At 61.3% G+C, this 21,685-nt stretch carries 19 protein-coding genes; 10 read left to right on the plus strand and 9 right to left on the minus strand.

Annotated features, from left to right (window positions below):
- Nucleotides 1-58: 58 nt before the first annotated feature.
- Nucleotides 59-1,519 (minus strand): membrane-bound lytic murein transglycosylase MltF, encoded by a 1,461-nt coding sequence (gene mltF, locus AB4P96_RS07395; protein WP_017139703.1) that lies wholly within the window; start codon nucleotides 1,517-1,519, stop codon nucleotides 59-61.
- Nucleotides 1,520-1,806: 287 nt separating this feature from the next.
- On the opposite strand from mltF, the gene purL reads away from it, so the two are divergent.
- The 5 genes from purL (at nucleotide 1,807) to AB4P96_RS07420 (ending at nucleotide 8,024) form a co-directional block, all read left to right on the plus strand.
- A complete protein-coding gene (gene purL / locus AB4P96_RS07400; protein WP_177033353.1) occupies nucleotides 1,807-5,703 on the plus strand; it encodes a phosphoribosylformylglycinamidine synthase in 3,897 nt (1,298 codons plus the stop codon).
- A 4-nt stretch (nucleotides 5,704-5,707) separates the two neighbouring features.
- Complete coding sequence (locus tag AB4P96_RS07405; protein ID WP_065930379.1) at nucleotides 5,708-6,019, plus strand: NGG1p interacting factor NIF3; 312 nt, start codon at nucleotides 5,708-5,710, stop codon at nucleotides 6,017-6,019.
- Between the two features lie 300 nt (nucleotides 6,020-6,319).
- Entirely contained in the window at nucleotides 6,320-6,958 is a 639-nt protein-coding gene (locus AB4P96_RS07410) for a DUF6036 family nucleotidyltransferase (protein ID WP_395600639.1), read from the plus strand.
- Complete coding sequence (locus tag AB4P96_RS07415) at nucleotides 6,942-7,394, plus strand: hypothetical protein (protein ID WP_017139707.1); 453 nt, start codon at nucleotides 6,942-6,944, stop codon at nucleotides 7,392-7,394. The genes AB4P96_RS07410 and AB4P96_RS07415 overlap by 17 nt, the downstream gene beginning before the upstream one ends.
- A 366-nt stretch (nucleotides 7,395-7,760) precedes the next feature.
- Nucleotides 7,761-8,024 carry a DUF6124 family protein gene (locus AB4P96_RS07420; protein ID WP_017139708.1) on the plus strand — a complete coding sequence of 88 codons (264 nt, stop codon included), beginning with the start codon at nucleotides 7,761-7,763 and terminating at the stop codon, nucleotides 8,022-8,024.
- Nucleotides 8,025-8,207: 183 nt separating this feature from the next.
- Here the strand turns inward: AB4P96_RS07420 and nagE are convergent, their stop codons facing one another.
- The 7 genes from nagE to AB4P96_RS07455 form a co-directional block, all read right to left on the minus strand.
- Entirely contained in the window at nucleotides 8,208-9,905 is a 1,698-nt protein-coding gene (gene nagE, locus AB4P96_RS07425; RefSeq protein ID WP_017139709.1) for an N-acetylglucosamine-specific PTS transporter subunit IIBC, read from the minus strand.
- Nucleotides 9,906-9,931: 26 nt separating this feature from the next.
- A complete protein-coding gene (gene ptsP / locus AB4P96_RS07430; protein WP_395600640.1) occupies nucleotides 9,932-12,442 on the minus strand; it encodes a phosphoenolpyruvate--protein phosphotransferase in 2,511 nt (836 codons plus the stop codon).
- 29 nt (nucleotides 12,443-12,471) lie between these two features.
- The gene (locus tag AB4P96_RS07435) at nucleotides 12,472-13,482 is read right to left on the minus strand and encodes an SIS domain-containing protein (protein ID WP_395600970.1); all 1,011 of its coding nucleotides are present in this window, start codon (nucleotides 13,480-13,482) and stop codon (nucleotides 12,472-12,474) included.
- Nucleotides 13,475-14,581 (minus strand): N-acetylglucosamine-6-phosphate deacetylase, encoded by a 1,107-nt coding sequence (gene nagA, locus AB4P96_RS07440; RefSeq protein WP_395600971.1) that lies wholly within the window; start codon nucleotides 14,579-14,581, stop codon nucleotides 13,475-13,477. Before nagA ends, AB4P96_RS07435 begins: the two co-directional genes overlap by 8 nt.
- Nucleotides 14,582-14,591: 10 nt before the next feature.
- Nucleotides 14,592-15,350, minus strand: a complete 759-nt coding sequence (locus tag AB4P96_RS07445; protein WP_017139713.1) for a GntR family transcriptional regulator — start codon at nucleotides 15,348-15,350, stop codon at nucleotides 14,592-14,594.
- A gap of 270 nt (nucleotides 15,351-15,620) precedes the next feature.
- Nucleotides 15,621-16,124 carry a murein L,D-transpeptidase family protein gene (locus AB4P96_RS07450; protein ID WP_099485500.1) on the minus strand — a complete coding sequence of 168 codons (504 nt, stop codon included), beginning with the start codon at nucleotides 16,122-16,124 and terminating at the stop codon, nucleotides 15,621-15,623.
- 36 nt (nucleotides 16,125-16,160) lie between these two features.
- Nucleotides 16,161-16,709, minus strand: coding sequence for an NUDIX hydrolase (locus AB4P96_RS07455; protein WP_017139715.1), 549 nt, complete (start codon nucleotides 16,707-16,709; stop codon nucleotides 16,161-16,163).
- 146 nt (nucleotides 16,710-16,855) lie between these two features.
- On the opposite strand from AB4P96_RS07455, the gene AB4P96_RS07460 reads away from it, so the two are divergent.
- From AB4P96_RS07460 to purT, 5 genes are all read left to right on the plus strand, one after another.
- Nucleotides 16,856-17,458, plus strand: a complete 603-nt coding sequence (locus AB4P96_RS07460; RefSeq protein WP_017139716.1) for a CoA pyrophosphatase — start codon at nucleotides 16,856-16,858, stop codon at nucleotides 17,456-17,458.
- Between the two features lie 35 nt (nucleotides 17,459-17,493).
- On the plus strand, nucleotides 17,494-18,018 hold the full coding sequence (locus tag AB4P96_RS07465; RefSeq protein ID WP_058414816.1) for a gamma carbonic anhydrase family protein: 525 nt from the start codon (nucleotides 17,494-17,496) through the stop codon (nucleotides 18,016-18,018).
- Nucleotides 18,015-18,230 carry a DUF1289 domain-containing protein gene (locus tag AB4P96_RS07470; RefSeq protein ID WP_138449462.1) on the plus strand — a complete coding sequence of 72 codons (216 nt, stop codon included), beginning with the start codon at nucleotides 18,015-18,017 and terminating at the stop codon, nucleotides 18,228-18,230. Before AB4P96_RS07465 ends, AB4P96_RS07470 begins: the two co-directional genes overlap by 4 nt.
- Before the next feature lie 203 nt (nucleotides 18,231-18,433).
- Complete coding sequence (locus AB4P96_RS07475) at nucleotides 18,434-18,901, plus strand: VUT family protein (RefSeq protein ID WP_056858699.1); 468 nt, start codon at nucleotides 18,434-18,436, stop codon at nucleotides 18,899-18,901.
- A gap of 69 nt (nucleotides 18,902-18,970) precedes the next feature.
- Nucleotides 18,971-20,152: a formate-dependent phosphoribosylglycinamide formyltransferase gene (gene purT / locus AB4P96_RS07480; protein ID WP_395600641.1), complete on the plus strand. Its 1,182-nt coding sequence runs from the start codon at nucleotides 18,971-18,973 to the stop codon at nucleotides 20,150-20,152.
- A gap of 120 nt (nucleotides 20,153-20,272) precedes the next feature.
- Here purT and AB4P96_RS07485 read toward each other — a convergent pair whose 3' ends face one another.
- Nucleotides 20,273-21,583, minus strand: coding sequence for an MFS transporter (locus tag AB4P96_RS07485; protein ID WP_017139721.1), 1,311 nt, complete (start codon nucleotides 21,581-21,583; stop codon nucleotides 20,273-20,275).
- Nucleotides 21,584-21,685: the final 102 nt, after the last annotated feature.

Here is a 21,685-nt window from a genome sequence, read left to right on the forward strand (position 1 = left end):
CCGCCATCGCGGGCAAGCCCGGCTCCCACAGGGTTATGGGTCGTTTGGGCGATTGGGTTTACAGCTGCGGGTTATCTTCCGGCGGCTTGGTCTTGTCGATACCCGGCACGTGCAAGTTGCCTTCCACCACTTGGTTGCCTTCCAACTGCGGCTGGGTCACCCAGGTGAGAATGTCGTAATACCGGCGGATGTTCGCGACAAAATGCACCGGCTCGCCACCGCGGGCATAACCGTAGCGGGTCTTGCTGTACCACTGCTTCTGCGACAGGCGCGGCAGCATCTTCTTCACGTCCAGCCACTTGTTCGGGTTCAGGCCGTCTTTCTTGGCCAGCGTGCGCGCATCTTCCAGGTGGCCGGTGCCGACGTTATAGGCGGCGAGGGCGAACCAGGTGCGGTCCGGCTCGGCAATGCTGTCGTCCAACTCATCCTTGATCTTGGCCAGGTACTTGGCACCGCCCATGATGCTTTGCTTGGCGTCCAGGCGGTTGGACACGCCCATGGCCTGGGCGGTGTTCTGGGTCAGCATCATCAGGCCGCGCACGCCGGTCTTGGAGGTGACGGCCGGTTGCCACAGCGATTCCTGATAGCCGATGGCCGCCAGTAGGCGCCAGTCGACCTTTTCTTCCTTGGCGTAGGCGCGAAAGTGTTTCTCGTACTTGGGCAGGCGTTGTTGCAAATGCTGGGCGAAGGTGTAGGCGCCGACATAGCCGAGTACATCGACATGCCCGTAGTAACGGTCTTTCAGTCGCTGCAGGGTGCCGTTTTTCTCAACCTTGTCCAGGTAGCTGTTGATCTCGTTGAGCAGGCTATTGTCTTCCCCCGGCGCCACGGCCCAGCTCTGGTTGCTGGCATTGCCGAGGTCGAAGGCCACGCGCACGTTGGGGAAGTACACCTGGTTCATCGCCACTTCGTTGGAGTCCACCAGGGTCAGGTCGATCTGGCCCTCGTCCACCATGCGCAGCAGGTCCACCACCTCCACGGCGTCGGACTCTTCGTATTCAATCGCTGGGTTCTGCTTTTTAAGTGCCGCCAATTGCTCGGCGTGGGTGCTGCCTTTGAGCACCATGATCTTCTTGCCCACCAGGTCTGCCGGGCCGGTGGGGCGCGACTGGCCGTTGCGGTAGATGATCTGCGGCGTGACTTCCAGGTACGGATGGGAGAAACGCACCTGTTGCGCGCGCTGCTCGCTGCTGACCAGGCCGGCGGCCGCAAGAACCGGACCGTTGGGTTTGCCCAGCTGGCCGAACAGGTCATCGAGATTATCCGCGGTCTCGATCTCCAGCTTCACGCCCAGGTCATCGGCAAAGCGCTTGACCAGTTCGTACTCGAAACCGGTTTCACCGTTGCGGTCCTGGAAATACGTGGCCGGGCTGTTCCGGGTAATCACCCGCAATACGCCATCCTCCTTGATTCGCTCGAGCGTGCTGGGCTTATCAACACAGGCGCTGAGCATCAGGAAGAGTCCGGTTGCGATCAGCCATTTGGCGCATCGCGGGCGTAAAGCAGTAGGGGAGAACATCTGCGCAGTATACGCAAACGGCCCTCGGCGCCATATCTCGACAGCAGCGGACTTGTCTGCTAGCACCCGCAAAACCGGGCTGCAGCCCGCAGAAACGTGGGTTGGCGAGGGTTTGTGACGGTTAAAATAACTGCGCGCCAACCCCAGGATTTCGCCCCGAAAGCATGCAATCGCTGCCAACTGACGTTCGGCAGCGGCCAGCCGTGCCGTTTCGAGTGCCGTTGGCGCAGGTTTACGCTAGAATGCACGGCCTCAAAGCACACCCCCTTCCCGAGGCTGTCCCGAAGATGTTGATCCTGCGCGGCGCTCCTGCCCTTTCTGCCTTTCGCCACAGCAAACTCCTTGAGCAACTGAGCCAAAAGGTTCCAGCTGTTACAGGCTTGTATGCTGAATTTGCTCACTTCGCCGACGTAACCGGCGTCTTGACCGCCGACGAACAGCAAGTGCTCGCACGCCTTCTGAAGTACGGCCCCAGCGTTCCCGTTCAAGAGCCGACCGGCCGCTTGTTCCTGGTTCTGCCGCGGTTCGGCACCATCTCGCCCTGGTCGAGCAAGGCCAGTGATATCGCGCGTAATTGCGGCCTGGAAAAAATCCAGCGCCTGGAACGCGGTATCGCTTTCTACGTCGCCGGCCAGTTCAGCGATGCCGAAGCCGAGCTGATTGCCAGCAGCCTGCACGACCGCATGACCCAGATCATCGTCAGCCAGCTGGAACAGGCTGCCGGCCTGTTCAGCCACGCCGAGCCCAAGCCGCTCACTGCGATTGACGTGCTCGGCGGTGGCCGCGCCGCCCTCGAGAAGGCCAACACCGAACTGGGCCTGGCGCTCGCCGAAGATGAGATCGACTATCTGGTCGACGCCTTCAATGGCTTGAAGCGCAACCCGCACGACATCGAACTGATGATGTTCGCCCAGGCCAACTCCGAGCACTGCCGTCACAAGATCTTCAACGCCAGTTGGGATATCGACGGCGAAAGCCAGGAAAAAAGCCTGTTCGGCATGATCAAGAACACCTACGTGATGCACAGCGAAGGCGTTCTTTCTGCTTATAAGGACAACGCCTCGGTGATCGTCGGCTCCGTCGCCGGCCGTTTCTTCCCGGACCCTGAAACCCGCCAGTACGGCGCGGTGCAGGAGCCGGTGCACATCCTGATGAAGGTTGAGACTCACAACCACCCGACCGCGATTGCCCCGTTCCCGGGCGCAGCGACAGGTTCGGGCGGCGAAATCCGTGACGAAGGCGCCACCGGCCGTGGCGCCAAGCCCAAGGCTGGCCTTACCGGTTTCACCGTGTCCAACCTGCAGATCCCGGGCTTCGAACAGCCGTGGGAAGTGCCGTACGGCAAGCCTGAGCGCATCGTCACCGCACTCGACATCATGATCGAAGGCCCGCTGGGCGGCGCCGCGTTCAACAACGAGTTCGGGCGCCCGGCGCTGACCGGTTACTTCCGTACCTTCGAACAGTCCATCACCACCCCGCGTGGCGATGAAGTGCGCGGTTACCACAAGCCGATCATGTTGGCCGGCGGCATGGGCAACATCCGTGAAGAACACGTCAAGAAGGGCGAGATCCTGGTCGGCTCCAAGCTGATCGTGCTCGGCGGCCCGGCGATGCTGATCGGCCTGGGCGGCGGTGCAGCCTCCTCCATGGCCACCGGCACCAGCTCGGCAGACCTGGACTTTGCTTCCGTACAGCGCGAAAACCCGGAAATGGAACGCCGCTGCCAGGAAGTCATCGACCGTTGCTGGCAGTTGGGTGACAAGAACCCGATCAGCTTCATCCACGACGTCGGCGCCGGCGGTTTGTCCAACGCCTTCCCCGAGCTGGTCAACGATGGCGACCGTGGTGGCCGTTTCGAACTGCGCAACATTCCAAACGACGAGCCGGGCATGGCCCCGCACGAAATCTGGAGTAACGAATCCCAGGAACGCTACGTACTGGCCGTTGGCCCTGAAGACTTCGCGCGCTTCCAGGCCATCTGCGAACGTGAGCGTTGCCCGTTTGCCGTGGTCGGCGAAGCCACTGCCGAACCACAGCTGACGGTCACCGACAGCCACTTCGGCAACAGCCCGGTCGACATGCCGCTGGAAGTACTGCTGGGCAAAGCCCCGCGCATGCACCGTTCGGCCGTGCGTGAAGCCGAGCTGGGCGATGACTTCGACCCAAGCACGCTGGAACTGGCCGACAGCATCGAGCGCGTGCTGCACCACCCGGCCGTGGCGAGCAAAAGCTTCCTGATCACCATTGGCGACCGCACCATCACCGGCCTGGTGGCCCGTGACCAAATGGTTGGCCCATGGCAAGTGCCGGTGGCCGACGTTGCCGTCACCGCCACCAGCTTTGACGTGTACACCGGTGAAGCCATGGCCATGGGCGAGCGCACGCCGCTGGCCCTGCTGGACGCCCCGGCGTCGGGCCGTATGGCGATTGGTGAAACCCTCACCAACATCGCCGCTTCGCGCATTGGCAAGCTGTCCGACATCAAACTGTCGGCCAACTGGATGTCCGCTGCCGGTCACCCGGGTGAAGATGCGCGCCTGTACGACACCGTCAAGGCTGTCGGCATGGAGCTGTGCCCGGAACTGGGTATCACCATTCCGGTGGGCAAGGACTCCATGTCCATGGCCACCCGTTGGAACGAAGACGGCACCGACAAGAGCGTGACCTCGCCGCTGTCGCTGATCGTGACCGGTTTTGCACCGGTCACCGACATCCGCCAGACCCTGACCCCGCAACTGCGCATGGACAAGGGCACCACTGATCTGATCCTGATCGACCTGGGCCGTGGCCAGAACCGCATGGGCGCCTCGATCCTCGCGCAAACCCACGGCAAGCTCGGCAAGCACGCGCCGGACGTGGATGACGCCGAAGACCTCAAAGCCTTCTTCGCCGTGATCCAGGGCCTGAACGCCGACGGCCACCTGCTGGCTTACCACGACCGTTCCGACGGCGGTTTGCTGACCAGCGTTGTCGAAATGGCATTTGCCGGTCACTGCGGCCTGAACATTGTGCTCGACAGCGTTGCCGAGGATGCTGCCGAAATCAACGGCATCCTGTTCAATGAAGAGTTGGGCGCCGTGATCCAGGTTCGCCAGGACGCCACTCCGGACGTACTCGCACAATTCAGCGCCGCTGGCCTGGACGACTGTGTGGCGGTGATCGGTCAGCCGATCAATAACGGTGAAATCAATATCTCCTTCAATGGCGATACCGTGTTTGCCGGCCAGCGCCGCTTGCTGCAACGCCAGTGGGCCGAGACCAGCTACCAGATCCAACGCCTGCGTGATAACGCCGACTGCGCCGAGCAGGAATTCGACGTGATCCTGGAAGAAGACAACCCGGGCCTGAGCACCAAGCTCAGCTTCGACGTCAACCAGGACATCGCCGCGCCTTACATCAAGAAAGGCATTCGCCCACAAGTTGCCGTACTGCGAGAGCAGGGCGTCAACGGCCAGGTGGAAATGGCGGCCGCGTTCGACCGCGCCGGCTTTAATGCGATCGACGTGCACATGAGCGACATCCTCGCCGGTCGCGTTGACCTCAACGAGTTCAAAGGCCTGGTCGCTTGCGGTGGTTTCTCCTACGGTGACGTGTTGGGTGCCGGTGAAGGCTGGGCCAAATCGGCCCTGTTCAACAGCCGTGCGCGCGATGCGTTCCAGGGCTTCTTCGAGCGTAACGACAGCTTCACCCTGGGTGTGTGCAACGGTTGCCAGATGATGTCCAACCTGCACGAGTTGATCCCGGGCAGCGAGTTCTGGCCGCACTTTGTGCGTAACCGTTCCGAGCAGTTCGAAGCCCGTGTCGCCATGGTGCAGGTGCAGGAATCCAACTCGATCTTCCTGCAAGGCATGGCCGGTTCGCGCATGCCAATCGCCATCGCCCACGGTGAAGGCCACGCTGAATTCTCCAGCGAAGAAGCCCTGCTCGAAGCCGACCTGTCCGGTTGTGTGGCGATGCGTTTCGTCGACAACCACGGCAAGGTCACAGAGAGCTACCCGGCCAACCCGAACGGCTCGCCGCGCGGGATCACCGGCCTTACCAGCCGCGACGGTCGCGTGACCATCATGATGCCGCACCCGGAGCGTGTATTCCGCGCCGTGCAAAACTCGTGGCGCCCTGAAGAGTGGAACGAAGACGGCGCGTGGATGCGCATGTTCCGCAACGCTCGCGTGTGGGTGAACTAAGGCGGTGTACAAGCTTGCCTTCTTTGTGCCCGCCAGCCATGTGGAGACGGTGAAAACCGCCGTCTTCGCCGCCGGCGGCGGGCGCATCGGCAACTACGACAGCTGTGCCTGGCAAGTGCTGGGCCAGGGCCAATTCCGCGCGTTGGACGGCAGCCAGCCGTTTCTTGGGCAGGTGGGCCAGGTTGAAGTGGTTGAAGAATGGAAGGTTGAGCTGGTGGTGGCGGATGAGTTGATCGTGGCGGTTGTAGCCGCGTTGAAACTCAGCCATCCCTATGAGACACCGGCGTATGAGGTGTGGCAGTTGGCGGATTTTTGATTCGCAGATTGCAGAAACAAGAAACCCGCTGGGCCAGTTTGGTCAGCGGGTTTTTTGTTGGTTGTAAGGGCCAATCGCAGGCAAGCCAGCTCCCACAGTTTGATCTGTGAATACGTTCAAAATGTGGGAGCTGGCTTGCCTGCGATGGGGCCGGGACAGGCGCCCCAGATCTTTCCCACAGGCTTTTCAGGTTGTCCCTAGGAACTCGCCTCAATAGCCTTCCTCGGTCACTGACCAATCAGTGATCGGGATTTGAACTCAAGACCCGTTCGGCAATGCTGCACCGGCTTGAGATTAATAATGGATTTTCCAGATACCGTCGCTCCTCGCCTCAATAAGAGTACCCCACTGGGCCAGGCTTTGATTTCAATGTTCAAGTCCATCGAGGTGGAGTTGATGGTTGAGGGCGCCAAGCCCGGCGCGGTGAAGGTTATTGTCTTTGGTGGCTGTGCTGTCCATTTGTATACGCACCATCGAGTTTCCACTGATGTGGATGCAGAGATTTACTGCGCGAATACTCGAGACACATTGCGTCTGCGGACATTGCTGGCGGAGTTTCCAGAAGCATTTTTCGATGAGCAATCCGGCCGCGTCATGGAGCTGAACTACGATCTTCAATACAACACTGCATTTGGCCCGCTTCACGAAGACTACTGGGAACGAAGTATTCCCCTTGAGGAATTTCCTCACGAGTCTGCACTGCATCTGCACATAGCTGCGCCTATCGATATTGCGATCTCCAAATTGGGCAGAGCTACGGATCAGGATGTAAGCGACATCATGGCGTTGCTCAGGGCAGGCTTCATCCTTGGCACTGAGTTCCGTCGATTGGCATTGCAGGCGATTGATATGTATGTTGGCAACAAAGAATCACCTAGATCCATTCTGAACAATATTCTGCACGACTACCTGGAGACTGAAGTTGACGAAGCCTTTTAACGCGCCCGTCCTCTCATCCGCCTTGGATACGCTGGTCAAAAGCCCTTTGAATCAGGCTGATGACGCGGCGCTTGTCTGTGCAGCAAAAGCGGTTTGGTACTCGGACGCGAACCTTGTGGGTGAGGTGAGGGCTTTTCTGAAGGCGCATTCCAGTGAGGTGGAGCTTCGTCGCGCAGGTTACTTGCTTGAGCGCTTCACGCGCTTTTCATGTGCGACGGATTCCCGGGTAATGGAAGCGTTGAAGGCGCTTGAATTGTTTTCGGCTTCTGCTGCCAAACAAAACGTGCAACCACAAGGCGCTGTTGCGCTGCGCAGCCGTCGTGATGAATTGGCGGTGTCTTGGGGGCTGAGTGAGGGGCTGGGGTTGAAGGCTCAAGCGCTGATGCCTTTCCAGACTCGCCATTACGAAGCCGAGCAGCGTGGGGCATCTGCTTAGGCGTAGATTGCAAACAAAAAACCCGGCTTGGACCGGGTTTTTTATTGTCTGCGATATCTTCAAGTCTCGGAGATTTCCCACAGGGCTTTCAGGTTGTCCCTAGGAACTGGCGGCACTAGTCTTCTCGGGTCGCTGCCAATGTGGCGACCGGGACTGCAAGCCCGCCGATAGTTTGTTAGTGGCCAACAGTGCACCTATAATCGTGCCGCTTTGATGAAGCGATCATTGATTTATGGTGGCTGTGTGCGGGAGATCTCTGGGTCTGCCGGGTTTCCTAACAACTCGGTCTTGCAGACCCGTACACAGCTGCCACCCATCATCTGCAAGTGATGTCGGTAGCTCCCATTTTTTGTTAGGAGTTTTATCATGATCAAAGACAGTCCAAATCCCCCATCTGATTCTCAGCCCACCGATCAAATCTTCTCCGTACTCCCCAACCTGAACAGCGAAACCCTGCTCGCCAATGCCTCCCAAGACCTGGCATCACTTCAAGCGCTGGCAGGCAACTTGGCTTTTGACATCGACGGCCCACAGCGTGATGCAGTGCTGGGGATTCATCGGATGCTGGAAGGTATTCAGTTGATGGTGGACCGGGTGTTGGATCTATTTGAGGTGTCTGAACAGAAGTAATCAGGCGCCTGTAAGGGCCAATCGCAGGCAAGCCAGCTCCCACATTGATCGTTCCCACGCTCCGCGTGGGAATGCATCCTGTGACGCTCCGCGTCACCCTTGTGCAGGGCTTGAGTCATGCGCGACGGCTTGGACGCGGAGCGTCCGGGGCGGCATTCCCACGCAGAGCGTGGGAACGATCGGTCAGGCGTTGATTGGTCGGGTAACCAGCCGCTCCAGTGCCTCGCCCAATCCAGTGGCCTTGTCACCAATCAACAAATGCCAAACCCCGCTGTCCAGCTGGCTCACACCCTGGCAACCCAGCGCAGTCAGGTCCGCTTCAGACAGCACCGAATCATCCCCCAGTTCCACCCGCAATCGGGTCATCGCCACCGCTTCCAGCTGGCGCACATTCGTGCGGCCGCCTAAAGCATTCAGCCACTTCTCGGCCTCTTGCACATTCACCGCGACCGGTTTATCCACAGGCTGGGCGGCCACCGGCGCACTGGCAACAAACGACGGCATCGCCAGGCGGATCTCATCCGCAATGCTGTCGGCCATCGGCCCTACGACCACCTGCAAACTCCCGCCGTTACCCGGCCGAACCACGGCCATCGCGCCCAGTGCTTTCAACTGCGCATCCACCGCCTTGTTACGATCCACCATGTCCAGGCGCAGACGAGTCGTGCACGCGCCGACACTCAGCAAATTCTCTGCACCGCCGAGTGCACTGATGTAGGCACTGGCCCGCTGGTTATCGGTCATCACCTCAGCCTGCACCACCTGGATGTCTTCACGCCCCGGTGTCTTCAGGTTGAACCGACGAATGCAATAGTTGAACACGCTGTAGTAGATCACCGCGTAAGCCAACCCGACCGGGAATACCAGCCAGCCGTTGGTGGACTTGCCCCAACCGAGCACCATGTCGATAAAGCCACCGGAGAAGGTAAAACCGAGGTGGATATTCAGCATATTGGTCACGGCCATCGACAGGCCGGTGAGCACCGCGTGGATCAGGTACAAAAATGGCGCAAGGAACATGAATGCGAACTCGATCGGCTCGGTCACGCCGGTGAGGAACGAGGTCAGCGCCATCGACAGGAAAATCCCGCCCATGACCTTGCGGCGTTCCGGCAGTGCATTGCGGTACATCGCCAAACACGCGGCGGGCAGGCCGAACAACATCACCGGGAACATGCCGGTCATGAACTGGCCGCCTTTCGGGTCGCCGGCAAAATACCGGGTCAGGTCGCCGGTGACGATGGCGCCGGTGGTTGGGTCGGTAAAGCTGCCAAACACAAACCACGCCATGTTGTTGAGGATATGGTGCAAGCCGGTGACGATCAGCAGGCGGTTGAACACGCCAAACACGAATGCGCCAAAGCTGCCGCTTTCCATCAGCAGCACGCCGAAACTGTTGATGCCGTGCTGGATCGGCGGCCAGATCAGGCCAAAGATCACGCCCAGGGCGACCGCCGAAAACCCGGTGACAATCGGCACAAACCGTCGCCCACCAAAGAAGGCCAGGTACTCCGGCAGCTTGATGTCCTTGAAGCGGTTATACAGCCCACCGGCCATCAAGCCGCTGGCGATACCGGCGAGCATGCCCATGTTGATGGTGGTGTCCATCACCTTGAGCGTGGAAATCATCACCAGGTAACCAATCGCCCCGGCCAAACCCGCCGTGCCGTTATTGTCGCGGGCAAAACCGACGGCAATACCGATGGCGAAGATCAGCGCCAGGTTGGCGAAGATTGCTTGCCCGGCATCGTGCATCACCGCGATGTTCAAAAGGTCGGTGTCGCCCAGACGCAGCAAGAGGCCGGCGATCGGCAGAATCGCGATTGGCAGCATCAGTGCGCGGCCGAGGCGTTGCAGGCCTTCGATGAAATGTTGGTACATGGCGTGTCTCCCTATTCTTGTTGTTTTCAGCTCAGCGGCCAGTGGTGTTGACAGGCTTGGCGAACGGCCTTGGCGCTGCTCAGGTCGAGCAGGCCTTGGCTCAATTGCCGGCATTGCGCCGCGTCCAGGTGGCGAACGCGGTCCTTGATTTCTCCGATTTGCGGCGGGCTTACCGACAGTTCACTCACACCCAGGCCAACCAGCACCGGCGTGGCCAGCGGGTCGGACGCCAGGGCGCCGCACACACCCACCCAACGCCCATGCTTGGCGGCGCCGGCGCAGGTTTGCGCGATCAAGCGCAGCAGAGCCGGGTGCAAGGCATCCACCCGTGCGGCGAGGCCCGCGTGGTCGCGGTCCATGGCCAGGGTGTACTGGGACAGGTCATTGGTGCCGATGGATAAAAAGTCCGCGTGTTTGGCGAGTTGCTCAGCCATCAGCGCGGCGGCGGGCACTTCGATCATCACGCCCAGTTCCGGGCGCTGGGTCAGTTCCAGCTCCGCGCAGAGTTCATCCAGGCGCTGGTGGATCTGCAGCAGTTCATCCACCTCGCTGACCATCGGCAGCAGGATGCGGCAACGCGCCACCGGAGACACTTGCAGCAGCGCGCGCAGTTGCTGGTCGAGCACGTCCGGGCGCACCTGCGCCAGGCGAATGCCGCGCAGGCCCAGCACCGGGTTGGCCTCAACCGGCAACGGCAGGTAGTCGAGCTGTTTGTCGCCGCCCACGTCGATGGTGCGGATGATCACCGACTTGTCGCCCATGGCATCCAGCACGGCCTGGTAGGCCTGGCGTTGCTCCTGCTCATCCGGCGCGGTGCGGCGGTCGACAAACAGGAATTCGGTGCGCAGCAAGCCCACACCATCGGCACCGTTCTCAAACGCCACTTTAGCCTCGGCGCTGGAGGCAACATTCGCCGCCACTTCAATGCTCACGCCATCGCGGGTTTGCGCCGCTTGTTGGGCTTGGGCCTGTTGTTGCTGACGGCGCAACTTTTGCGCATCACGAATCTGGTGCACTTCGGCGTGGCGCGCCTCGCTGGGTGCCAGTTCCAGGCGACCGTTGGCCGCGTCCAGCACCACGCGTTGGCCTTGGGGCACGTCGAGCACTTCGGCGCCCAGCGCGACCACGCACGGCAAGCCTTTGCCTCGGGCCAAAATCGCGACGTGAGACGTAGCGCCGCCTTCGGCCATGCAGATACCCACGGCGTTTTGTGCGCTCAGTTGCAGCAGGTCGGAGGGGGTCAGTTCATGGGCGCTGACAATCGCGCCGGCCGGCAATTCGAAGTGCCAGACTTCCCCCAACAGCGCACGCAGTACTCGCTGTTGCAGATCGCGCAGGTCGTTGGCGCGCTCGGCAAACAGCGGTTTACCCAAGGCCAGCAACACCGCGCATTGCGCCTGGATCGCATCGCGCCAGGCGTGGGTAGCGGCGCTGCCTTGCTCGATGGCACGGGTGGCGGCATCCAGCAGCGTGGGGTCTTCCAACAGCGCAAGGTGGGCGGCGAAGATGTCTTCTTCTTCGACGTTCTTGCGTTGGCGTGCCTGTGCCAGGGTGCTGCGGATTTCTCCGCGCACGTGCTCCAGCGCGGTGTCCAGGCGTTGCAGTTGTTCGTCGGCGATGTGGTTGCCCGTGTCTTGCGGCAGTTCGATACCGGTGAGGCGAAACAGCGGCCCGCAGACCAGGCCGGGCGCGGCGCACACGCCTTGCAACACACCGGCTTCGGTGTTCGCCCGACGCGGTGTCACGACTACCGGCGCGTGGTGTTCTTCACTCACAGCAACCGACAGTGCGGCCACCAGCGCCTGCAACGCCGCCTCGCAATCCTTGCCGCGACAGGTGATGCGCACTTCATCACCTTCACCAATGCCCAACCCCATCAAGCCAATCAGGCTATCGCACGGCGCCGACTTACCGGCGAAGTGCAACTCTGCATGGCTGCTGAAACCTTGCGCGGTCTTACGCACCAGCGCGGCGGGGCGTGCATGCAAACCGCCACGGTGGGTAATGCGCACGCTGGCGCGCACTTCGGTGACAGAGTTATCCACAGCCGCCTGCAACGGCGCTACCGAACGCGCGGCAATGTGCAGCAACGGCTCACCCACCTTGACGGTTTTTCCTGCAACCGGCCGTAGCTCAAAACCCTCGCCATTAGTCAGGATAATCAGGCTGACCAGGCTTTTGCACTGGCGCGCAATGCGATCCAGATCAAACTGCACCAGTGCCTGGCCCTGGCTCACCCGTGCGCCTTCCTTCACCAGCAGGGCAAAGCCTTCGCCGTTCAATTCCACGGTGTCGATGCCCACATGCATCAACACTTCGGCGCCGTTGTCGGCACGAATCGTCAGTGCGTGCCCGGTGCGGGCGACGTGGATGATCACGCCATCACAGGGGGCGTGCAGGCAATCGTTCAGTGGGTCGATGGCAATACCGTCGCCCATGGCGCCACTGGCGAACACTTCATCGGGAACATTGCCCAGGCTCAGCACCGGGCCACTGAGTGGGGCGCTTAGGGTCAATTCATTATTGTTGTAGGACATGGGCACGGTACTCATCAGGAAAACGCGACTCAGTGAGTGCGGGTAACTTTGCTCAGGTGGCGCGGCTGGTCCGGGTCCATGCCCCGGGCCTCCGCCAGGCCTGCGGCCATCACGTAGAAGCTTTGGATCGCCAGGATCGGGTCCAGGCTCGGGTGTTCGGCGCGGCTCAGGGTCAGGTCGCGCTCGCTGATATCGTCCGGCGCGGCCAGCAGCACGCGGGCGCCGCGTTGGCGCATGTCAGCGGCCAGGCTCAACAAGCCGGCCTGCTCTGCACCGCGTGGGGCGAACACCAGCAACGGGTAGCCTTGGTCGATCAAAGCCATCGGTCCGTGACGCACTTCGGCGCTGCTGAAGGCTTCGGCCTGGATCGCCGACGTCTCCTTGAGCTTGAGTGCGGCTTCCTGGGCGATGGCAAAACCGGCGCCGCGGCCGATGACAATCAGCCGCTGACTGGCGCACAAGGCCTCGACCGCTGCGCGCCAATCCTGGGTGGCGGCTTCACGCAGGCCGGCGGGCAACGCCTGGCAGGCTTGCAGCAGCAACAGGTCCTGGTTCCAGTGGCCGATCAACTGCGCGCTGGCGCTTAAAGTGGCGATAAAGCTTTTGGTCGCGGCGACACTCTGCTCCGGCCCGGCACACAGTGGCACATGGAATTCACACGCGGCTTCCAGTGGTGAGTCTTCGGCGTTGACCATCGAAATGCTCAAAACCCCGCGTTTGCGCAGCAGGCGCAGGCTGTTGACCAAATCCGGGCTTTGCCCCGACTGGGAGAAACCGAACGCCACCTGGCCGCTGACCTTTAACGGCGCTTGCAGCAAGGTCACCACCGACATCGGCAACGACGCCACCGGAATGCCCACATGCTGCATGGCCAGGTAGGCGAAGTAACTGGCGGCATGGTCTGAACTGCCACGGGCGATGGTCATCGCCACTTGCGGTGGCTGGCGGCGCAGGCGCCCGGCAACTTCCTCCAGCATCGGGTTGAGGCGCTGCAGTTGGGCCTCCACGGCGTCACAGGAGGCCAGGGCCTCTTCAAGCATTTTTGAAGTCAATGGTTTCTCCTTCGACCATTACGTCGGTGAGTGTCAGGGAGCGGTCCATGCGCACGCAGTCGGCAAAGCTGCCCGGTTGCAGGCGCCCGCGTTCTTCCAGGCCCAAATAGTCCGCAGGAAATTGCGACAGCCGTTGTGAGGCTTCGCTGATCGGCAGGCCGATTTTCACCAGGTTGCGCAGCGCCTGGTCCATGGTCAGGGTGCTGCCGGCCAAGGTGCCGTCTGCCAGGCGCACGCCGCCCAGGCATTTGGTGACGGTGTGGCTGCCCAGCTTGTATTCGCCGTCGGGCATGCCGGCGGCGGCGGTGGAATCGGTGACGCAGTACAGGCACGGGATTGAGCGCAGCGCCACGCGCATGGCGCCGGGGTGTACATGCAGCAAATCCGGGATCAATTCGGCGTACTTGGCGTGGGCCAACGCGGCGCCGACGATGCCGGGTTCGCGGTGATGCAGCGGGCTCATGGCGTTATACAAATGCGTGAAGCTGGTGGCGCCGGCGGCGAGGGCAGCAACCCCTTCTTCGTAGCTGCCCAGGGTGTGGCCGATTTGCATGCGCACGCCGCGTTCGCTGAGGGCGCGGATCAAGGCATCGTGGCCGGCAATTTCCGGGGCAATGGTGATCACCCGGATCGGCGCCAGGCGCAGGTAGGCTTCGACTTCGGCCATCAATGCGGTGTGGGCAAAGTTGGGCTGCGCGCCGAGTTTTCCCGGATTGATGTAGGGGCCTTCCAGGTGTACGCCGAGAACCCGTGCGCTGCCTGTAGGGCGTTGCTCGCAGAACGTGCCGAGTTCGCCGAGCACGCGGGAGATTTCATCCACCGGTGCGGTCATGGTGGTAGCCAGCAGCGAGGTCGTACCAAAGCGCACGTGGGTGCGGGTGATGGTCTCGAAGGCGCGGGTGCCTTCCATGATGTCTTTGCCGCCACCGCCGTGAACGTGCAGGTCAATAAAGCCTGGCAGCAGGTAGGGCAGGTCATTGTCGTTCGGGTCGCACGGCGTGCCGTCGATGGCGACCACCTTGCCGTGTTCGTGCACCAGGCGGCCGCGAATCCAGCCGCCGGGCGTGAGGATGTTGTCTTCGGACATGGGCAGTTCTCTAAACTCGCGGTTCAGCGGAGTAGTCATTGCGGCGCAGCTCTGCGACGAAGTCGTAGTAGTCGTTGCGGCAGTAGGTGTCGGTGATTTCAATCGGCGTGTTGTCGGCGGTGTAGCCGACTCGGGTCATCAGCAGCATGGCGGTGCCGGGGGCGATGCCGACCAGCTTGGCGAACTCATCGGAGGCATTGATCGCCTGGATATGTTGCAGCGCGCGCACTACAGGTTTGCCAATGCTTTCCAGGTATTCGTACAGCGAGTTGCCGATGGCTTGCGGGTTTGGCAGCACGGAGGCGGGCATGGCGGTCATTTCAATTGCCATTACGGTGTCGTCAGCCTTACGCAGGCGTTTGAGCCGCGCCACTTTGTCGGTCGGCGACAGGCCCAGGCGGATCAGTTCTTCGTGGGTCGGCGGGGTGATGTCGCGCTCAAGCCACTGGGACGTGGGCACAAAGCCCTTGAGGCGCAACATCTCGCTGAACCCCGACAGGCGCGACAGCGGCTGCTCCAGACGCGGGGTGATAAAGGTCCCCGAGCCTTGGCTACGGCGAATCAAGCCTTGGGCAAACAGCACTTCCAGGGCTTTGCGCGCGGTGACGCGGGAAATGCTCAGTTGCTCACTCAGGACCCGTTCCGACGGCAACGCCTGTTCGGATTTCCACTCGCCGGCATGGATCGCCGCTTCGAGCTTGCGGGCCAATTGCAGGTACAGCGGCGTGGACTGTTTGTCGTCGGGGCGCAGCGCCAGTATGGGATTCATCTGTCAGGTTTCCGATGCGTTATTGGAATGTTGTCGCCCGGTATTGGCCGGAAATTAATACCACTTAAATACCATGTCAATGCAGCGAAAACAGTGCGGTAGCCTGTTTCAGCGCACATTAAGGGTGCCTGATATCAAGTGGTATTAGAGAGGTCTTGAGTGCGCGCAGAATTGCGCAGCCCGCGCAGTGAACTGGTATTCACCGGCAGGCGCTGCCATGGGCAGGGATTTTTTTAATTATTTTTGAGTTATTTTACAAACGGTAGGCGATTACGGACGAATCTCGATCAGGGTGCCGTCTTTGACCAGGTTCCAGACTTCGCGCATGTCCACGTTGCGCATGCCGATGCAACCGTCGGTCCAGTCCAGGGTGTGAAACCACTGTTCCGGGTATTCCTCGGTGTCGGGCGTGCCGTGGATCATGATCATGCTGCCCGGTTTCACGCCTTCGCGGCGTGCGCGGGCCGAGTCACTGATATTGGGGTAGGAGATGTGCATGGCCAGGTTGAAGCGGTCGCTGGTCTTGCGCCAGTCGATCCAGTAGAAGCCCTCTGGCGTGCGGCGGTCGCCTTCCATCAGTTTGGTGCCCTTGGGGTTTTTACCGAGCGAGATGCGGTAGGTCTTGAGCGGTTTGCCGTCGTTGATCAATTGCAACTGATGGGCGGACTTGAGCACCAGGATTTTCTCGACCGGTTTGCCGCCGAGGGTTTCCACCGTGGAGGCCGAAGACAGGCTAGCGAACGACAGGCAGATCAGAGCGAGCAACCAACGCATTAAAACGGTTTCCCTTGTAAAAGGTGCTGCCTGGAGTTATTTGGCCGGCCGCGTCATCGGCGGCACCGACTCGCTGCGCACCGGGAACAGCTGTTGCCTGCGGTCAGCGAAGAAGCATTCTAAGGTACGCCCGACCGTGCGGAAAGCCAGCTCGGACCAAGGGATGTCGGCCTCATCAAACAGCTTCACTTCAAGGCTCTCGGGGCCTGCGGCGAAGTCCAGGTCGACCAGTTCGGCGCGGTAGAAGATATGCACCTGGCTGATGTGCGGTACATCGATCAGGGTATAGATGCTCAGGTTGCGCACGCGGGCGCAGGCTTCTTCCAGGGTTTCGCGGGCGGCGGCCTGTTCGACGGTTTCGCCGTTTTCCATAAAGCCTGCGGGCAGGGTCCAGTAACCCAGGCGCGGTTCGATGGCGCGACGGCACAGCAGCACTTTGTCGCCCCACACCGGCACGGTGCCGGCGACGATATTGGGGTTCTGGTAATGAATGGTCGAGCAGTGATCACACACGTAGCGCAGGCGGCCGTCGCCTTCGGGAATGCGTTGGGTAACCGGTTTACCGCACTGGCTGCAGAAATTCATGCTGGGGTTCCTGGAAAGTGCGTCTATCTTGGCGTGGCGGGCAGGGCGCTGCAAGTTGTCGTTTAGCGACACGCCGGTGGTTTTGGGGTTGGGCGCCTGCCTGCTTTGGTGCATGATACAAGGTAGCCAACAGACCGAGATGACTCATGCTGGACGAGCTACTTCGCCGGGTAACCAATCACACCCCCCACACCTTGGAAACTGACGGGCGTTTCCCCGAGGCCGCCGTGTTGGTGCCGATCACCCGCAGCGACGAACCCGAGCTGATCCTGACCCTGCGCGCCAGCGGTCTGTCGACCCACGGTGGCGAAGTGGCGTTTCCTGGCGGGCGGCGCGACCCCGAAGACCCGGACCTGATTTTTACCGCACTGCGCGAAGCCGAAGAGGAAATCGGTCTGCCGCCCGGTCTGGTGGAAGTGGTCGGCCCGTTAAGCCCGTTGATTTCCCTGCATGGCATTCGTGTAACGCCCTACGTCGGTGTGATCCCCGATTACGTCGAATACCTGGCCAACGATGCCGAGATCGCCGCCGTGTTCAGCGTGCCGCTGGAATTTTTCCGCCAGGACCCGCGCGAACACACCCACCGCATCGATTACCAGGGCCGCAGTTGGTATGTGCCCAGCTACCGATTTGGCGAATACAAGATTTGGGGGTTGACGGCAATCATGATCGTCGAGCTGATCAATCTGCTCTATGACGACGCCCAGATCAGCCTGCACCAGCCGCCTAAAAGCTTTATCAATATCTAAGCCATCGCTTGAATGGCCTGCCGTGAGGACACACCATGAAATACCGCCTGGGCGACGCCCGCGTCGAGACGCACCCGCACAGCTGGGTGGCGCCGAATGCCACGCTGGTCGGCAAGGTCAAGCTGGAAGAGGGCGCCAACGTCTGGTTCAACGCGGTATTGCGTGGCGATAACGAGCTGATCCTGATCGGCAAGAACAGCAATGTGCAGGACGGCAGCGTGATGCACACCGACATGGGCTACCCGCTGACCCTGGGCACCGGCGTGACCATCGGCCATAACGCCATGCTGCACGGCTGCACCGTCGACGACTACAGCCTGATCGGCATCAACGCGGTGATCCTCAACGGTGCCAGGATCGGCAAGCATTGCATCATCGGCGCCAACTCGCTGATTGGCGAAGGCAAGGAAATCCCCGATGGCTCGCTGGTGATGGGGTCGCCGGGCAAGGTGGTACGTGAGCTGACCGAGGCGCAAAAGCGCATGCTCGAAGCCAGCGCCGCGCACTATGTGCATAACGCGCAGCGGTATGCGCGTGACCTGGTTGAGCAGGAACAATGAACCCTGTAGAACGCCCTGTTGCCTCGCCGTGCGTAAGTATTTGTGCGCTGGACGATGACGATATTTGCACCGGCTGCCAGCGCACCGTGGATGAGATTACGCGCTGGAGCCGCATGGACAATGCCGAGCGCCGGGTGGTGCTGGGGTTGTGCCATGAGCGGGCGATGGCGAGTGGGTTGGTGTGGATGATGCCGGGTAAATCTGGGGCCTGACCTGTTGGAATGCTTCTTTTTGTGGCGAGGGAGCTTGCTCCCGCTGGGCTGCGAAGCAGCCCCACATCAGGCGACTGCATTTCGTCAGTTATACCGCAAACACCTGTTTTAGGGCCGCTTCGCGCCCCAGCGGGAGCAAGCTCCCTCGCCACAGTGATTGTTTGTGCATTAACCTGTGCGGCATTACCCACAGGTCCTCCCCCATGCTCTTCCTGATCGCCTACATCAGCAGCGTCGTGCTGATCAACTTCGCTTTCTCCACCGCCCCGCACCTGGATGTCATCTGGTCCGCCTGGGGTGGCCTCGTGTTTATCCTGCGTGACATGGTGCAAACCCGCTTCGGCCATGGCGCAATCATCGCCATGCTGGCAGCGCTGGTGCTGTCGTATATCACCTCTGACCCGTCCATCGCGCTGGCCAGCGCCACGGCGTTTGCGGTGTCCGAGTGCATCGACTGGCTGGTGTTCAGCATCACCAAGCGCCCGCTGCACGACCGCCTGTGGATAAGTTCGGCGCTGAGCATTCCCCTCGATACCTTTATCTTCTTCGGCTTGATCGGCGCGCTCACACCGGCAGTGGCCGGCACCGCGCTGGTGTCCAAATTTGCCGGGGTCACGGTGGTGTGGCTGATCATGGCCTGGCGTATGCGCAAACGGGCTGTCGCCAACTGAGGCCAATTTTTACAGTTCATGTAAAATGCCGGCCTTTCTCCCCATGATCCGCTCCCCTGAGGACCTGAGATGACCCGAATCGGAACTCCATTGTCGCCAACCGCGACCCGCGTTTTGCTGTGTGGCTGCGGTGAGCTGGGCAAGGAAGTGGTAATCGAACTGCAACGCCTGGGCGTTGAAGTGATTGCCGTGGATCGCTACGCCAACGCGCCGGCCATGCAGGTGGCGCACCGCAGCCACGTGATCAACATGCTCGACGGCGCCGCCCTGCGTGCCGTGATCGAGGCCGAAAAGCCGCACTTCATCGTGCCGGAAATCGAAGCCATCGCCACTGCAACGCTGGTGGAACTGGAAGCCGAAGGCTTTACCGTGATCCCGACCGCGCGTGCCACGTCGCTGACCATGAACCGTGAAGGCATCCGTCGTCTGGCCGCTGAAGAGCTGGACCTGCCGACTTCGCCGTACCACTTCGCCGACACCTTCGAAGACTACAGCACGGCCGTGCAAGACCTGGGCTTCCCGTGTGTGGTCAAACCGGTGATGAGTTCGTCGGGCAAGGGCCAGAGCCTGCTGCGCAGCGCCGATGATGTACAAAAAGCCTGGGATTACGCCCAGGAAGGCGGGCGTGCCGGCAAAGGCCGCGTGATCATCGAAGGTTTTATCGACTTCGACTACGAAATCACCCTGCTGACCGTGCGTCACATCGGTGGCACCACCTTCTGCGCGCCTGTAGGGCACCGTCAGGAGAAGGGCGATTATCAGGAATCCTGGCAGCCGCAAGCCATGAGCCCGATTGCCCTGGCTGAATCCGAGCGTGTAGCCAAAGCCGTGACCGAGGCGCTGGGTGGCCGTGGTCTGTTTGGCGTTGAGTTGTTCATCAAGGGCGATCAGGTGTGGTTCAGCGAAGTGTCGCCACGCCCGCATGACACCGGTCTGGTGACCCTGATTTCCCAGGACCTGTCGCAGTTTGCGCTGCACGCGCGCGCCATCCTGGGCTTGCCGATTCCGTTGATCCGCCAGTTCGGGCCTTCGGCTTCGGCGGTGATCCTGGTGGAAGGGCAGTCGACTCAGACAGCGTTCGCCAACCTCGGTGCTGCCTTGAGCGAACCGGACACGGCGTTGCGTCTGTTTGGCAAGCCGCAAGTGAACGGCCAGCGCCGCATGGGTGTGGCGTTGGCGCGGGATGAGTCGATTGAGGCTGCCCGAGCTAAAGCGACCCGTGCTTCGAAGGCTGTTGTTGTAGAGCTGTAAACCCAACCCGATCGTTCCCACGCTCTGCGTGGGAATGCAGCCCGGGACGCTCTGCGTCCCCAAGCGGGACGCGGAGCGTCACAAGAGGCATTCCCACGCGGAGCGTGGGAACGATCGGCTTCAGGCGACCTTGTTCAAATCATTATCCCGCGTCTCTTTCAGGCACAGCACAGCAATCAAGCTGAGCAACGCTGCCGCCGACACATACCCGCCGACATAACTCAGCCCACCCATCGCCACCAGCTTGGTTGCAAAAAACGGTGCGGCCGACGCGCCGACAATCCCACCGAGGTTATACGCCGCCGAAGCGCCGGTATAACGCACGCGGGTCGGGAACAGTTCCGGCAGCATCGCGCCCATCGGGGCAAACGTGATGCCCATCAGGAACAGTTCCAGCGCCAGGAACAACGCCACCGCCCAAGTTGAACCGTGGGTCAGCAGCGGCTCCATGGTGAAACCCGACAAAATCGCCAGCACCGCGCCGACGATCAGCACCGGCTTGCGCCCGTAGCGATCACTGGCCAAGGCTGCCAGCGGCGTGGCCAACCCCATGAACAGCACCGCAAAGCACAGCAAACCGAGGAACATCTCACGGCTGTAGCCCAGGGTCGAAACCCCGTAGCTCAAAGAAAATGCGGTGGTGATGTAAAACAGCGCATAGCACACCACCATCGACGCGGCGCCCAGCAGCACCGGCAGCCAATGCTGGCTGAACAGCTCTACCAGCGGCACTTTCACCGGCGCCTCTTTGGCCACGGCATTGGCGAATACCGGCGTTTCGTGCAGCTTGAGCCGCGCATACAGGCCGACCATCACCAGCGCTGCGCTGAGGATGAACGGGATGCGCCAGCCCCAGCTGCGGAACTGCTCGTCGTTGAGGCTCATGGCCAGGATCAGGAACAGGCCATTGGCTGCCAGAAAACCAATTGACGGACCCAGTTGCGGGAACATGCCGAACCAGGCGCGCTTGCCCTTGGGGGCGTTCTCGGTGGCCAGCAGCGCCGCGCCGCCCCATTCGCCGCCAAGGCCCAGGCCCTGGCCGAAGCGCAGCACACACAGCAGGATCGGCGCCCAGGCACCGATGCTGTCATACCCCGGCAGCAAGCCGATCAGGGTGGTACACACGCCCATCAGCAGCAGCGAGGCGACGAGGGTAGATTTGCGCCCGATACGGTCGCCGAAGTGGCCGAACAGCGCCGAGCCCAGCGGGCGGGCAATAAAGGCGATACCGAAGGTCAGGAACGACGCCAGCATCTGCGCGGTGCCGGAGGTCTGTGGGAAGAACACCGGGCCAATCACCAGTGCCGCAGCGGTGGCGTAGATATAGAAATCGTAGAACTCGATGGCAGTGCCGACGATGCTTGCAGTGGCAACCCGTGCGGTCGAGTTGAGCGGGGCGGCGGGTGCGGCCTCGTTGTAGGTGGTGCTCATGGCAGTATCCCTGACGGTCATTGCGCGTTTGGACGCGGATTATTATTGGTCGAACACCCATGGATCAGGGTTGTAAGCGGGGCGGCTCGGGATGGGAGCAAA

This window comes from Pseudomonas sp. B19125 (genome assembly GCF_044218855.1).
Taxonomy (GTDB): domain Bacteria; phylum Pseudomonadota; class Gammaproteobacteria; order Pseudomonadales; family Pseudomonadaceae; genus Aquipseudomonas; species Aquipseudomonas edaphica.